The following is a 16047-nucleotide window of genomic DNA, read 5'->3' on the forward strand; positions in this document are numbered from 1 at the left end:
TAAACTGTCATCCGGAACGGTAGGGATGGAAAACGATGTCTTTAAAAAAGAATTTTCCATGAAAGTATGAAGGTATCCATCAAGGAAAGAATCAGAATTCATCCTTGTCCATAAGCTCCTTGAGCTTGCGCTCCTCCCAACGTTTCCCCCAAATAGGGTGATAGCCAAAAGCCTCCATACCGTGGGTCAACAGACCAAAACCCCATCCAAGCACCGGAAATATCACCCAAGGAAAGCTTGTGGTCTTATGGTTCAAATAGACCATAAATGGAATAACGATACAATAGGCTATAAGGTTCCCGTAGAAGCCTTTGATATTTTCCACTTTCTCCTTTGCCTTCTGATAGCGCTTGTCCTCGATGAATTCCTCCTGGGTCTCCACAACGGAAACTTTTTGGGTCAACATGGGAAGTTCTACGGTGAAATTACCGTTGGTTTTATGGATTTCCATTTTTCGGTGGCTCAAAAGTTCATAGCGCTGCTGAATATTCTGTAGGCCAACACCACTGCTTTTCTTGACCACCTGTTTTTCCTGAAGGTTATTTGTTACCTTTAAATTCCCGTCTTCCTCGAAAATCCTTATATGCAAAGGTTTTGAAGCGTTTACTATGTTGTGCTTTACTGCATTTTCAAGTAATAGTTGCAGGGAGAGCGGAACAATCTTAGCCTCTGGATTGGAGGCATTTTCCGGAATATCCAGAACGATACTGTCCTCGAAACGCATTTTCAATAGCTTAACATAAGTTTTGGCGAACTGTAACTCCTCATCCACGGAAACCAAATCCTTGTTTTTTTGTTCCAATACATATCGATAGACCTTGGAAAGCGACGTGGTGAACTTTTGGGCCTGGTCCGGGTCCTCCTCGATCAAACTTGTTAGTACGTTCAAACTATTGAATAGAAAATGGGGATCTAACTGGTTTTTCAAGGCATCGAACTTCGCCGATGCCGTTCCTGCTATAACCTTTTGCTCCTTAACCTTACTGTCCTGTAAGGCCTTATAAAAATAAAAGGCATGCAATATCGCCGATACCAAAATAGCAATGAGTAAGGTATAGAAATAGGTTGCAAAGTCTTCGTTCCTCAAAAATTCCTGAAAACTATTCCCAAAATAACCTACTTCTACAAAGATTCTGGCCAGGCCATAGGAAAGCACCGTAAGGAGTATAGATCCCACAGCTCCAAACCATAGCCGTTTTTGCGTTTGGGTTTCCCAACTGAATTTTTGGGAGAGGAAATCGTTATAAAAGATATTGCATGCGGTAATTGTGAAGGCATATACGAAGGTAATCGCCACATCCTGCAGTTCATGTTTCCATACAATACCATTCTGCAGGGCGAAAATGATATTGATCGCAGAAATACCTAGCGTAATGTACAAGCTTATCCTTAATACTTTACTGATGGTTTCAAAGGAAAACTTACTCTCCTGTCCCAAATCTTTTGATGCTTCCATAGCACGACATTATCCATTACAACTTTCATGGGTTTGCTTCGCCCTGTCCTCTCCCCAATTGGGATAAAAAGGACCTTTAGGCTTAAAGTTAGCAAAAAGTTCCAAGGACCTTTCCACATCCTTACAAAATGGGGCGGTATCCTGACCGAAATAAGCTGCGGATCCCATGTCCCACTCCGCCTTTGAAAACACCACCCTAGGGTTATCAGGTGCAATGCGTAAAGCTTCATTGTATAGGGAGACAACCTTGGCGGAATGGGTCATTCCATAGGTAGCCCCATCAAAGGCGATCCATGCCGTATAAAGCATGGCCTGTTGGACCATAATCTCTGGGTTATTGGGCGAAATCCGCTTGGCGATGTCCAAAAACTGTTGGGCCTTTTCCAATTGCTGTTTCAATTTACTTTCGTCCTTTTCGCCAAAGGAGTTGATGGTATTGATTTGTGCTACATAATAATAGGGCAGCCAATTATCTTGCTCCGCATTGCTTATTCTTTCAAAAAGATTGGAAGCTTCCATGGACTTGCCCTCGCCCCAAAGTGTAAAGGCCTTTTCCATTCCTTTGGTAAATTGATCTTGGGACCAGGCACTAGTAGTAAGCACTACTAGCAGCAGTGTGATAATTTTTTTCATTTTGAACAGCTTTTAGTGAATTTGAATTGAATGTTTCAATGTTCCGCCCAATAGCTGAAATTTTGCGTCCCGCCATCTTGGGGGACCAAATCTTGAAGGTGCGTTGTTGGAAGCTCCAAAACGTTCAGTAGGCAGTCCAAAAAGCCGGTTTAGCTTTCCGTCGTTGTCCTTGTCGTGAAACACGGAAATGGCATAAACCCCTTCTGGAATATCCCTAAAAATAACTGTGGTGACCCCATTAGCTATTTTTCCGAAAGCTCCCTTAAATGGCTTTAGCAACCAACCCTCCTCAGAATTGTAAAGTCCCACCAACATCTGCCCTTCGTCGTTTTCCATCCCAGTAATTTCCAGTTCTATGGTGCCCATGGTGGCGGTTTGCGCCATCCCTAAGCTCAACCAAAAAATACAGATGATGGTAATAAGACATTTCATTGGGTAAACATTAATTTGCTGTTCAAATTTCCATGAACGATACTGCAATTTATAAAAAGAATTACCCAATTGTAGATTTTGGAAGACGGATTGTATTTTTTTTAACCAGTAGTGTTTGAGAAAAAATGGTGCTTTAGTTTTGAAACCTTTCCTTGTAGTTTTCCAACCACTTCAGGGATTAACCAAATAATGCAATTTTAAAATTGGGGTATCTAGTTCTTATTGACTCGATGGGTAATACGTCTGTTTGTAATAATCGAACGAACCCCAATAGTGAATAAAGCTGGCAGGGATGCTACTGCCGGACATGAAGCAGCCGAATTCGATAGCAACACACGGTAACGATAACCATTCTTTTGCAAGTCAACTGCATTAGCCTGAATTTGCAAGTTGGACGTTTGTACCCCGCTATATCCACTACCATTAAGGAGGTTGCTAAATGACACTCCCCCATTCGTGCTTACTTGCCACTGGTATTGGTCCACATTGTTCGCCGTAACCGAAAAAACCACTGTAGTACCTGCAGTGGTATTGACATCCATTGGTTGGGAAAGAATTTCCGATTGATAAACGGAAATTATCTGGAAAACGTTTGTTGTATTCCCAGCAGCATCTGTAATTGAATAGGTCCTTGTAATCGTTTCAGGATTATAGCCTCCATCCGTACTATCGCCCACATGGGTTACGGTCAAGGGGCCTACGCAGTTATCGGCTTCATCCAAGACTAGGGAAGTATCAGGGACTGGTACATCGGCACTACAATAAACACTTATAGCGCCCGGATTACTAGCTGTTGGCGCTGTGGTATCTTGTACTGTAATGGTCTTAGTAAAGGGAACGCTAATATTTCCACTGCTATCCGTTGCAATATAGGTAATTACCCTTGTAAAATCATTTTCGGAATTGAAAGTTGTTATTTGATCCGATATAATCGAAATGTTCGCGACCGAACAATCATCCGTGGCCACTGGGGGTGCAAAGGGTATCGATCCACAAAAAACCGAAATTCCATCGGAAGTGGGATCAAAGCCAAAATTGACACCAGACCATTGAATATTGCCTCCAGGGATACCTCCATACGGCGCAATAGGGCCCGTTCCGGCAAGTGTTAGGTCGAAAGTGCCGTCCCCATTGTCCAATTGGGAATAGGTAAACGCTCCTTGATTGCTTAATTGGGAAACATTCAACTGGTAGTCGGCATTAGGAATTTGCACTTCCCAAGCATCGATCTGTGAGCCTGTATTATTTTGAAGACCAAAACCCCAAGAATACTGAGCCTCGTTAAAAAAAGTAACACTTAAAGAGCCACAAACCGACAAAGAAGGAACATCTGATGCACATTGGTAAGATTCGTCCAATGATCCACTGGCACTTACCCAGGTAGGCGCAGTGTCATCCATGGTTAAACTTGTGGTGGCACTAATATTGAGTACAGGGTCCCCTGGCATACCACCGTACTCCACCACATAACCTTTTGGAGCATATGCACCACTTCCTCCTCCATTGGGCAGGTCGTTCCAAGAACCCAACGGAGCTCCACCCCTTACTACCGATGGATCTGTGATATGGGCATAGTCTTCATTACCCGATTGGTTAGGCTCCCCTCCGTTCCAATTCGCAAAATTGGTGGGTGGTAACGTACTCCCATCAGCGCGACCACTCCAAAATGGGGTCCCAGCTTCTGGACCGGTAACCCAAAACCATTCTCCTTCCGTGGCCGCATCACTTGCTCCGATCCATCCAACACCTTGTGCTTGCGAACCGGAAAAATCAGCCTCCTCTTGGGTCGTCAATGTAGCCAGATAGCCTTGTAATCCAAAATATGTTCGGTTGCTGGCGGCTACTTCAGCATCCGTCCAAGAAATTCCAACGTCCGCCACGTATTCATAATAATGGCCGGTAGCTGGCAAAAAGTTCGCCTCGCCTACCGTGATGGAAAACTGCCTACTTCCTGTAGGATTTGGAGAACTAGTACTATAATGAACGTCCAAAATCGCATTTTCAAAAGCTGAATAGGTTGCAGGTCCTTGTAAGGTGAGTTTTCCTTCTACGGCATCCCAAGTTGACGTAATTCCTGGATGACTGCCTGTGAGGGTCAAAAGATCTTCCCCAGCTATATAACCATTTGAAATTTGCACATAAACTGCCGTAGTAGAAGTATCGTCCGGATCTGTAATACTGATAGTTTGGGCAATAGGTGTGTTACCACCATTACAATGTATTTGATTTCCTGTTGCAATCAATACCGGTGGGTCGTCAGGAAATACTACCGTAAACAGTACATTATCAACATATAAGGTTTCGGAATTGCTCCAATTACCACTACCTGAAATAAACCGGATACCTGCATTGGCGTTCATTTGATTGGCATTCAAACTATAGTTGAACGAACCAGATCCATCTAAATTTCCTACTGTAGAATATGTGCTACCATCATATAGTTGAACCGTAACAATTTCGTCCCCGTTGGTCCGTTGAAAATCGAAAGTAAGTGTTGCCGTTAGGGCATTTGCCAAGTTCAGGTTTCTAGTAATGTAATTATTGTCCAAATTTTGAAATCGGAGACGTTGTCCATCAATTTGTATTCTTCCGGAACCTGGGTCGTTTGCTTCACCAGTTTCAGACCACCCCCCAGCAAAGGACATGCTTCCCTCGTTGCCGCTATAGGAAAAAGCTGAAAATGTATCCAAATAGGTTTCTTGGCCATACATGGAATGTATGCCAATAACGGTAAAAACTAATAAAACAATAAGGTATTTCAAATCAATTTCCTCTAGCCATTTGACGCTAAAGTAACCAACAAAGAAGCCTTTCTCTATTTATTGTTGTGTGCTACCCGTTTTGCGTTGCAAATGAACACTAAGGCAGAGTGAAAATTCTAAAGATTTTACATTTTGCGTACACAAACATTAAACCTTAATGGATACTTCTCATAATAAAGGTCATTTTCCATCTAAGAAAGCGTAAAATCGGGCAATTTGATAATAGCCCCGCCTTTTTGTGCCGACTCATGGGCCAAAATCCCCACACAAGTAATGTTGGCCGATTGCTTGGCATTTGGATAGGGCGACCTATCTTGAATCAGAGCCTCGACAAATTCATGCACCAAATGCGGATGTGACCCCCCGTGGCCTGCGCCTTGGGTAAAGGATAGATGTTCATTCTCCTCGGAATCGTAAACTCCTTGGGTGGTAAAATGTTGGATTTCCTTGGGCAATAGCTTGGCATAATCCGGACTTTCAACCTCTTCCGGAATTTCTGGTTCCGGTTTTTTTGCGGTATGCACGACCAAGGGTTTTCCCTCTATCAAGGGCCATTCCACAGATTTTTTGGAACCATAGACTTCAAAACTTTCCCGATACTGCCTAGCTACATCGAATAACGACCGATACACTTGTGCACTTAAATCGGAATCCTTGAATTTAATATGGGTGGTTTCCACGGCATAGGGCGAATTGTATTCTTTAATCAATTCCTCCCTTATAGTACCAGAGCCGAAGCAGGAAACATATTCAGCCTCACCTTGGGTCAAAGCCAATACAGGTCCCACACAATGCGTTGCATAGTGCATAGGTGGCAATCCAGGCCAGTAATTAGGCCATCCATCCATATCCTGTTGGTGACTTGCCTTTAAAAATTGAACCTTGCCCAACTCCCCATTTTCATAAAGTTCTTTCATATATAAAAATTCCCGGGCATAGACCACCGTTTCCATCATCATGTAGGTAAGTCCCGTTGCTTGTGTCAATTTTACGATCTCTTCGCATTCCTCAACCGTGGTGGCCATGGGTACCGTACAGGCCACATGTTTACCGGCTTTTAAGGCCTTAATGGATTGCTCCCCATGATTGGGTATGGGTGTATTGATATGCACGGCATCAATTTCCGGATCTTTCAGCAGCTCCTCATATGAGGTATATCTTTTGTCGATGCCGAAGGCGTCCGCCAATTCGTTCAACTTGGCCTCGTTTCGTTGGCAGAGGGCCACTAAATTCGCATTGGGATGCTTTTGATATATGGGAATAAATTCTGCACCAAAACCTAAACCGATAATGGCTACGTTCACTTTCTTTGTACTCATATTTTTCAATTTTACTTAAACGTATTCTTTAAAAATTTCAATCCTTTTTTTGCAAACTCATCTTGGTCGTTCGCCAGCTTTTTCCAAATATTTACGGCTGCGGCCAATTCGGGAATTTCTGGAGTGAAGCTTTCAATTACTATGGCCCCAGAATAATTCACGTCCTGTAATCCTTTTGCAAATTCGGCCCAAGGTGTCAAACCCGTACCGGGAATCCCCCGGTGGTTTTCCGAAACCTGAACATGGATCAATCTATCACCGGCCAAATTAATGGCTTTACGAATATCCTGTTCTTCTATGGTCATGTGGAATCCGTCCAGAATAATTTTCATGTTATCCTTGTCGATTTCATCCAATAAGCGGACTACATCCGAAGTCGTATTGATCAAATCGGATTCAAACCTATTCAAGGGTTCCAATGCAATATCCAAACCGTATACCGTAGCAATGTCTGACAGAACCCTTAAGTTCTTAACGGACCTCTTCCATTCTTTGTTCTTAACATCATCGGGTGCCAAACGGGCCTTTCCTACAGCGGCATAGAGTGGTCCGGCGACAAAACTTACACCAAGCGAGGAAGCTAGGGAAAAACATTTTTCCACATGTTCAAAACAATTTTTATGTAAGGTTTCATCTTCTGAAGTCAAATCCTTATCATCGCCAAAAACAATGCAAATCGTTGGTTGTAGTCCATGGACATCCAATGCTTCCTTTAAAACTTTAACATCAATTAAAGCTGGGTCTTCTACGGGAATTTCCACAACGTCAAAACCCATGGCCTTGATTTTTGGAAAAAGCTTTATTGTTTCCGTTGTAAAGGGCGATTGCCAAAGCCAAGTGCTTACACCAAAATTTATCTTGTTCTTCATGCCTCTCTTCCTAAATTTTGGATATTATTTTACGACCATTACCCCTTGCATAATTCTCCAGTGACCAGGGAAGGTACATATAAATGGGTATTCACCGGGGGTTGTTGGTGCCGTGAATTTCAATGAATAGCTGTCGTTCGGATTTAATAACGGAGTTGCAAATAATACATCATCAGTCTGCGGAATATAAAAGAGTTCCGCCGCATCTGGGTCCGCTGCCATTTTATCCGCCGCGGCACCTACCGCTTCCTTTTTACCAGGTTTGGTAATAATGAGGTTATGCTGCATAAAATCAGGGTTTTCCAATATCAATTCTACCTGTTCTCCAGCTTTCACTTCAAAGTTGGTAACATCATATTTCATCTCATTCGTTATTGTTTTTATAACGATCTTTTTCGCATTGGAATAATCTTCATCAGTCATATCCGAAGAGACACCATCTTCATTGCCATAATTCTTTATAAGCAGTACGGCAAAATCCGCTTCTGTATATGTTTTTGCAATTTTATCAGTATAATTCTTTTCCACTTTATACTTCCATGGTCCGGCCAATGAGTATCTTTCCTCACCCACCCTGATGTTCATGGACCAACTTCTACCATAAATTCCGCCTTCACCCCCCGTATCATCAACACGTACGGTAATTACATTTTTCCCTGCTCTTAGAACACCTTTTGGAATATCATATCTTCGCATGGATTTATAGCTGGCCGCCATGCTTCCAACTTCGATTCCATTGATATATGTTACATCGGAATCATCAACGGGTCCCAAGGAAATTGTACCTACTTTATCCGAGGCCGATGAAGGTAAAGAGATTTCCTTCCTAAACCAGATAACTCCGTCTATATCCAATCCTGCGTCCTCTATATACTGTGGTAATTCCATACTCTCCCAATCCGCATCATTGTATCCCATGGCCGCCATATCATTGGCAGTTGCCTCGGGCATTTTGTAATTAGGGTTTTGCTGTTTAAAGGCGTTTAAAAACCCATCACTATGTTGAGCGGATGCAGCATATATTCCTTTGAACATCCACTCGTCGTTTAAAACAGCTTCGTTCTTACCCAAATCATAAAGCAAAGAACCTATCTTTTGTGAGGAGGGCCTTTCTGAAAAATAAAGCAGTGCCTCCAGTTGTACATTCGGATCACGATCGTTAAGGGTATTCGCCTTGAACAAGGCATTGTCAGAATCGTCATTTCGAGGCAATAACTGAATGGCCGCTTTACGAACGCCTACAGCCTTATGGTATAACGCTCCTTTCACCACCCCAAGGGCATTAGAATCTGATTCCAAAGCACCAAGGCCGTCAATCGTCCAAAGTGCATGTAATGCTGCATTATTCAAACCTTCGCTATCAACTTCCTTTTTATTCGCCAATTTATATAGGTCATTTAAAACATCGGTCTCTCCTCGTTCCACCAAAAGACGTTGAGCGGTCAATCTCCAAAATTGATTGTCGTTGCTCAAGGCATCTACCAATTTATCCGGATCATCCTTAGACAGTGTTATGGGTTCGTAGGAATAGTCATATTTTGGAACTATTCTATAAATCCTGCCGTGGGACTTATCACGTAAGGGATTCACATAGGCATTTCCATCCCCGTTTTCTGCATCATATCCGCCCCTATCCTTATTTGGGGTGGGATTGTGCTGTACGATAAAATTATACCAGTCCGCGACCCAGACTACACCATCCGGACCCACTTTGGCTTCCACTGGGGAAGACCATTCATCGGCTGACGCAAAAAGATTACCGGCATCTTCCTCTACATATCCTGCGCCATCCTTTACGATTCTTGCTTGGTGGACTAAGCCACCTGTAGGCTCGCAGACAAATGCAATCTTGTTCCAATACTTTTCCGGGTAAGCCCTAGCGGTATAGAAATGATGTCCTGCAGCGGCCGTAAAGCCACCAAAAACATCAACTTGTCTGTAATTTGGTGTAATAGGTTGCATCTCATAGTGACCGTCTATTTTGGCACTTCCATCCGTTCCAATTCCTTTTACATGGGTGAAATTGGCATTGGGTATACCTACAAAAACGCTGTGCGTGTTGTTTGCAGTGGATGCGAAGATTGAATTATCCTCTGTCAATCCCAATCCCCATGTATTATTGGAGGTGTTAGTCACTACTTCAAAGGTGCTTTTCTTAGGATTGAACCGGTATACGTTTTGGTTAAACTTAAAATCCTCTCCAAAAATCTGGCCCTCGAATCCGGAGTAGCCAACTACACCATATAGTTGATTATCTATACCATATTGCAAATTGGAAGGACCTGCATGCGTGTCAAAGGTACCCCAGCCTTCAATCAGGGTCTCCCGAACGTCTGCCTTGTCATCACCGTCCGTATCCTTTAAAAAGATGAATTCCGGTGCTTGGGAGACTACGATACCGCCATCGTAAAAAGCAAAACTGGTAGGGATATTCAATTTATCCGCAAATACAGTCACCTTATCGGCCTTGCCATCACCATCGGTATCTTCTAAAATTTTTACTTTATCATCACCTATACTATCATCATTTCTCACGGTATTGGGATAATCCACCGTTTCAATCACCCAAAGACGGCCTTTTTCATCCCAGTTCATCGCGATAGGATTTATGATATCCGGTTCAGAAGCAAATAATTGGGCTTCAAAGCCTGCCGGCACCTGAATGAACTTCTGGGATTCTTCGGGGGATAAAGGTAATTGATACTTTGGGGCGGGATCCCTTTGCTCGTAATTAGGAATATTATCCCTATCCTCATATTTCAAGGTAGGAATATCGGTAGTGAAAGCCAACCAATTCTCTTTTGCCTTTTCTGGAACGGCCCAAAGAATTCCCTCCTTGACCAAATTTTGGAAACCAGGGTTGTTCCAAGTGCGCTCATCGTGTCCGTATGCCGTGTAGAACACTTTTCCTTCCCCATAATTCTTAACCCAGGTCCATGGCTCCCTATGATCACCCTCCACACGTTCCATTAAAACGTGAATATCATCTGCAATTTTATCATGTACGTAGGTTTCGTCCCATGTTTCAAAAGGTTTTAAATCCTTTGTGATCGGATGCTCCTTATCTACAACTTCAGCCGTGAAGGTACTGTTCTCGTGACTCATGAACTGCGCCCCTACCAAGTCTATATATTCGGGTGAATTTTTAAAACAAAAACTAGCCGAATGAATAGGAATAAACCCATGGCCTTCACGAACATAATCCAACAAGGCTTTTTCCTGCGCGTCCGTTATTTCTTCGTGATTGGCATAAACTATAAGTCCGTCATACAACGAAAGGTTTTCTGGATTTAGGTCATCCACATCCTCCGTATACGTAATGTTTATACCGTCCTTTGTTAAGGCCGTGGCCAATATGGGAAAGTACTCCCCAGAATTGTGGTGCTCAATGGAGTGCCCTAAGAACAGAAGTTCTATGCGGCGAGGAGCATCATCTTTCCAAGTGGTTTCATTTTTTTGTTCCGACTTACAGCCTGAAAATAGAAGGAAAGCACTAAAAACGACTGCAGATATCCTATAAAAAGTCTTCATAAAATGACAGATGTTGATTCAAGTACCAATTTTAATTATAAATTGACAATAAAAATCCCTGTGATTTATCCTATCCTGACTGTATTTTACCATATATCAGATTAAATTGTTAAATTTAAAGGCAAATAAGTGTTTTATTCTTGGCGGATCATTGATTATTAAAAATTCCCAATATTGAAATTAGCCTTAGAAAAATCCCCGATACCTAAGTCCCATGCCTTGGTTACCAAGGCTCTAAAACAGCCCATCTTCGACCCAAATTGGCATTTCCATCCAGAGTATCAATTGTTCATGGTATTAAAAGGAAGGGGCACACAGTTTATTGGAGATAGCATTAGACCCTACAAGGAAGGGGAGATTACGTTTACGGGACCTAATCTACCCCATCTCTGGCGGAGCGATATTGAAGCAGGAAAAACCACAAAAGAAAAATTCTCGAAGGGTATCGTGGTATACTTCAATCAAAATATGTTGGGTGAAAACCTGTTGCAGAAAGAGGAAGGCCTAAAACTAAAACATCTGCTAAAAAGAAGTCTCAGGGGTCTATTAGTTACGGGTGTGACGGCCGAAAAAGTCAAAACGCTGATGCAAAACCTAGTACATCAGGAGGGATTGGAGAAAGTGGTTGGCCTCTTGGAAATTTTGCATTTATTAAGCCAGACCGATGACTTGGAAGTTCTTGCCAGTCCTGGATATATCAATTCCCTAAAACAAGGGGATACAGAGCGCATGAACATTGTATATGCCTACGTAATGCAAAATTTCAGAAGTAAGATAGGATTGGAGGAATTGGCCGAGCTCACCAATATGACCCCTACATCGTTCAGCCGTTATTTTAAGGTCCACGCCAACAAGACCTTTTCAGAATTTGTAAGCGAAATACGGATTGGGCATGCATGCAAGTTGCTTCTGGAAGAAAAAATGAACGCTTCCCAGGCCTGTTATTCAAGCGGTTTCCAAACCCTTTCCAATTTCAACAAGCAATTTAAGGCCATCACCCGTAGAACACCATCGGCCTATAAAAAGGAGTTTGGCCCACTTTAAGTATCCGTTTCTTTAAAGTAATTTTACCATCATGATGAGAAACATTCAGTTGCGGGTTAGTTTGGAGGAGGCTGGGGATGAAAATATACTGGAACTAAAAATAGCCCGCCACTTGGGGGTATCCACCGGTGAATTTACCTTTAAGGTCCTTCGAAAATCCATTGACGCCCGTAAGCCCACCATCTACTTTAATTATAAGTTGGCGGTATATACCAAGGGTGAAACCTTGGATAAAACCGAATATACATTTGAGTATAAAGATGTTTCAAAGGCCAAGCCTATTCACATCATAGGATTTGGTCCCGCAGGAATGTGGGCGGGCTTGAGATGTCTTGAACTTGGGTATAAGCCGATTGTTTTTGAACGTGGTAAAAATGTACAGGACCGCAGGCGTGACCTTAAGGCCATTAATCAGGAACATATCGTAGGTGAGGATTCCAATTACTGCTTTGGTGAAGGTGGAGCGGGGACCTATTCGGACGGAAAGCTCTACACCCGTAGCTTAAAACGCGGCGATGTAAGACGTATATTCGAAAGTCTAGTCCATCACGGTGCGAAGGAAGATATCCTCATTGATGCCCATCCGCATATCGGTACGAACAAATTGCCCAAAATCGTACAGAACATGCGGGAAACTATTCTGAAATATGGTGGTGAAGTACATTTTAATACTAGGGTGACCGACTTTAACATTGAGGACAACAGATTAAAGTCCATCGTATTACAAAACGAAAGTGAAGTAACGGTGGAACGGGTCATACTGGCCACCGGGCATTCGGCTCGAGATATTTTTGAACTACTACACAAAAAGAAAGTTGCTTTGGAGGCTAAGAGCTATGCGATGGGTGTACGGGTGGAACATCCCCAAGAAATCATCGACAGTATTCAATACCACTGTTCCGGTCAAAGAAATGTGTTGCTACCAGCTGCTTCCTACAGTTTGGTGGAACAGGTGAAAGGCCGTGGGGTGTATTCATTCTGTATGTGTCCCGGTGGCTTCATAGTACCGGCTGCAACCGCCCCGGGTGAAGTTGTGGTGAATGGAATGTCCCCCTCAAAACGTAACAACCTCTTTGCGAATTCGGGCATTGTGGTGGAAATCAATGTGGACGAGGACATTCCCAAGTACGAACACTTGGGGGCATTAAAAGGACTTGAGTATCAAAAAGATTTTGAGCGTTTAGCTTTTACTTCAGGAGGAAGGTCGCAAACAGCTCCTGCACAACGATTAACGGATTTCGTAGAATGTCGGCTTTCCGCCGACTTAAACCCAACTTCCTACCAGCCTGGTTTGAAATCGGCCCCCTTGCATTCACTACTACCCAAACTCATTGGGAGTCGCCTACGAACGGGGTTCAAGGCCTTCGGTGAAAAAATGCATGGCTATTATACCGTTGAGGCAAATATCGTGGGTGTTGAATCCAGAACTTCTTCCCCGGTCACCATTCCAAGAAACAAAACCTTGGAACATGTTCAAATAAAGGGTCTATTTCCATGTGGAGAGGGCGGTGGTTTTGCAGGGGGGATCGTTTCAGCGGCCATGGACGGAGAACGTTGCGCCGAAGCAGCTGTTGTGGGGCTTTGAAGGAAAGTTCAAGTTCGGAGTACAAAGTCCAACCGCTAGTTCAAACTCAAGTTAAAGTTCAGAATTTAAATTAAATTGTTTGAATCCCCCAAACCAACATCAATCAACGAGCAATTAATAACGAACAACCAATAACGAACAACCAGCCATCACACTAACACAAATAACCCTACCTTTGCCTCTTATTTAAAATAAATGACATTTAAAGAACTTGGCCTTGCAGAACCTATTTTGGAGGCCTTACAAAAAGAAGGGTATACACACCCTACTCCCATTCAAGAACAAGCCATTCCCATTTTACTTAAAAAGAAAGACTTACTAGGGGTTGCCCAAACCGGTACCGGGAAGACGGCAGCCTTTAGTATTCCCATTTTGCATCATCTTTACGAGGGTATAAGCCTACGGGACAACCGGAGAAAGGTCAAGGCCTTGATCGTGACCCCAACACGGGAATTGGCTATACAGATTGGGGAAAGCATTACGGCCTACGGCAAATACACCGGACTCAAAAACACCGTGATTTTTGGTGGTGTCAAACAAGGTAAACAAGTAAATGCGCTAAAAAGTGGCGTGGACATCCTGGTTGCCACACCAGGTAGGCTATTGGATTTAATGAACCAGGGCTATATCACATTTAAGGACCTTGAGTTTGTGGTGTTGGACGAAGCGGACCAGATGCTGGATATGGGCTTCATCCATGATGTAAAAAAGATCATCGCCAAATTGCCCCCAAAAAGGCAATCACTATTCTTTTCTGCGACGATGCCCCAGGATATAGTAGAACTATCCAAGGCCATGTTAGGCGATTTTGAACGCGTAACCATTAAACCTCAACAGGCCACAGCTGAAAAGGTGGATCAAGGTGTCTATTTTGTGAGTAAAAAGAATAAGCCAAAACTGTTGATACATCTGCTCCAGGAACGCCCTAAAGATTCGGTATTGGTATTTTCCAGGACAAAGCATGGTGCCAATAAAATTGTAAAAAAATTATCGCAGGCCGGTATCAAATCGGCGGCCATACATGGGAACAAATCCCAGACCGCAAGGCAGAAGGCCTTGGGGGATTTTAAGGACGGTAAATTAATGGTTTTGATTGCTACCGATATTGCGGCAAGGGGCATTGATGTGGACGAACTTTCATTGGTCATAAATTATGACCTTCCCAATGTTTCCGAAACCTACGTACACAGAATAGGAAGAACCGGAAGGGCCAGTGCCAGCGGAATTGCATTGTCGTTTTGTGACAAGGAGGAACGTCCTTATCTTCGAGATATAGAAAAACTGATCAAACAGCCCGTTCCGCGTATGCCGGAGCATCAGTTTGTGGATGATGATTCCGAAACCGAAGAGGACGTACAGCCTAAGCCTCAGAAACCGAACAAAACTTCGCATCCCAATCAGAATAAAAATAGAAACCGAAATAGAAACCGGAACAAGAACAGGAATAGCTCCGGTACAAATAAGTTTCGGGGGAGTAAACCCAAAGGACAGAGAAATTCGGATTCCCAGTAAACCACCTCGGAGTAAGCCCATGAGGCATTGAATATAACATTTATATTATGTTTCCACGCAAGGGTCGGAGCATTTAAATCTTGATTATCGAGTAAAACTGTCGGTTTTTACAGTTTGTAAATCATCTGTGTATCTTTGAAATTATAAACGCTCCAAATGAAAAGACAGTTACTCGTTTATGGTAGTGGAAGGCATACGGTTCCCTTTTTGGACTATATGGCCAAGGCTACCGGTAAGGAAACCCCTAATCTTTGTTTTATTCCCACGGCCAGTGGAGAAGATCCCGAGTATATAAAATCTTTTCATGAGGTCTGTTCCCAAATTGATGTAGTACCACATGTAATGAGCGTTTGGATCAATTCCTACGACCAGAAAGAAAGCTTTGAGGAAATCATCCAAAGAATGGATGCCATTGTTGTAGGTGGGGGCAACACTTTGAACATGTTGGCCATTTGGAAGGCCCAAGGTATAGACATAGCCCTCAAAAAGGCCTATGATACTGGGGTGGTCATGGGTGGTGGCAGTGCGGGCTCACTCTGTTGGTTCAATGCGGGTACTACGGATTCGAGACCTAAGGAACTTAGTATAGTAAACGGGATGTCTTTCATTGACAAAAGCCATTGTCCGCATTACAATTCTGAAACTTCAAGACGTCCTTTGTATCACAATAATATTCGCTCGGGTAAGCTTAACGACGGCTACGCCTGTGACGACCGCTCTGCCATTCATTTTATCAACGAAGAAGTGTATACTTCCGTTTCTTTGGATGAGCGGAATCATAGCTATTATGTCTATTCAAAAAATGGTTCGATCAAGGAAGAGCGATTGGAATCCAAGGTAATCGGATAAAAAACTACTGCGCTCCTGTATTATCAAATCAATAAAAAAAGCTTCAGGTTTAAAG

Annotated in this window: 11 protein-coding genes; 4 read left to right on the forward strand and 7 right to left on the reverse strand. The window is 43.0% G+C overall.

The features are described from left to right. Positions 1 to 91: 91 nt before the first annotated feature. From ACZ41C_RS00685 to ACZ41C_RS00715, 7 genes are all read right to left on the reverse strand, one after another. Positions 92 to 1456 (reverse strand): 2TM domain-containing protein, encoded by a 1365-nt coding sequence (locus tag ACZ41C_RS00685; protein WP_464563575.1) that lies wholly within the window; start codon positions 1454 to 1456, stop codon positions 92 to 94. 9 nt (positions 1457 to 1465) lie between these two features. Beyond that, complete coding sequence (locus ACZ41C_RS00690) at positions 1466 to 2089, reverse strand: tetratricopeptide repeat protein (RefSeq protein ID WP_138259746.1); 624 nt, start codon at positions 2087 to 2089, stop codon at positions 1466 to 1468. Positions 2090 to 2101: 12 nt separating this feature from the next. Then, positions 2102 to 2521 carry a DUF2141 domain-containing protein gene (locus ACZ41C_RS00695; protein ID WP_138259747.1) on the reverse strand — a complete coding sequence of 140 codons (420 nt, stop codon included), beginning with the start codon at positions 2519 to 2521 and terminating at the stop codon, positions 2102 to 2104. A 212-nt stretch (positions 2522 to 2733) separates the two neighbouring features. After that, positions 2734 to 5283 (reverse strand): C-type lectin domain-containing protein, encoded by a 2550-nt coding sequence (locus ACZ41C_RS00700; protein ID WP_464563578.1) that lies wholly within the window; start codon positions 5281 to 5283, stop codon positions 2734 to 2736. A gap of 191 nt (positions 5284 to 5474) precedes the next feature. Continuing rightward, positions 5475 to 6602 carry a Gfo/Idh/MocA family oxidoreductase gene (locus ACZ41C_RS00705; RefSeq protein ID WP_138259749.1) on the reverse strand — a complete coding sequence of 376 codons (1128 nt, stop codon included), beginning with the start codon at positions 6600 to 6602 and terminating at the stop codon, positions 5475 to 5477. Positions 6603 to 6613: 11 nt separating this feature from the next. Beyond that, positions 6614 to 7471, reverse strand: a complete 858-nt coding sequence (locus ACZ41C_RS00710) for a sugar phosphate isomerase/epimerase family protein (protein ID WP_464563580.1) — start codon at positions 7469 to 7471, stop codon at positions 6614 to 6616. A 24-nt stretch (positions 7472 to 7495) separates the two neighbouring features. Continuing rightward, positions 7496 to 11002 carry a PVC-type heme-binding CxxCH protein gene (locus tag ACZ41C_RS00715; protein ID WP_464563582.1) on the reverse strand — a complete coding sequence of 1169 codons (3507 nt, stop codon included), beginning with the start codon at positions 11000 to 11002 and terminating at the stop codon, positions 7496 to 7498. A 174-nt stretch (positions 11003 to 11176) separates the two neighbouring features. Here ACZ41C_RS00715 and ACZ41C_RS00720 point away from each other — a divergent pair, with 174 nt between their 5' ends. From ACZ41C_RS00720 to ACZ41C_RS00735, 4 genes are all read left to right on the forward strand, one after another. After that, positions 11177 to 12046 (forward strand): AraC family transcriptional regulator, encoded by an 870-nt coding sequence (locus ACZ41C_RS00720; protein WP_464563584.1) that lies wholly within the window; start codon positions 11177 to 11179, stop codon positions 12044 to 12046. Positions 12047 to 12077: 31 nt separating this feature from the next. After that, positions 12078 to 13631 (forward strand): NAD(P)/FAD-dependent oxidoreductase, encoded by a 1554-nt coding sequence (locus tag ACZ41C_RS00725; RefSeq protein WP_464563586.1) that lies wholly within the window; start codon positions 12078 to 12080, stop codon positions 13629 to 13631. A 195-nt stretch (positions 13632 to 13826) separates the two neighbouring features. Then, positions 13827 to 15143, forward strand: coding sequence for a DEAD/DEAH box helicase (locus tag ACZ41C_RS00730; RefSeq protein ID WP_464563588.1), 1317 nt, complete (start codon positions 13827 to 13829; stop codon positions 15141 to 15143). Between the two features lie 156 nt (positions 15144 to 15299). Then, entirely contained in the window at positions 15300 to 15992 is a 693-nt protein-coding gene (locus tag ACZ41C_RS00735; RefSeq protein WP_138259754.1) for a Type 1 glutamine amidotransferase-like domain-containing protein, read from the forward strand. Positions 15993 to 16047: the final 55 nt, after the last annotated feature.

This window comes from Maribacter sp. C-4077 (assembly GCF_055378385.1).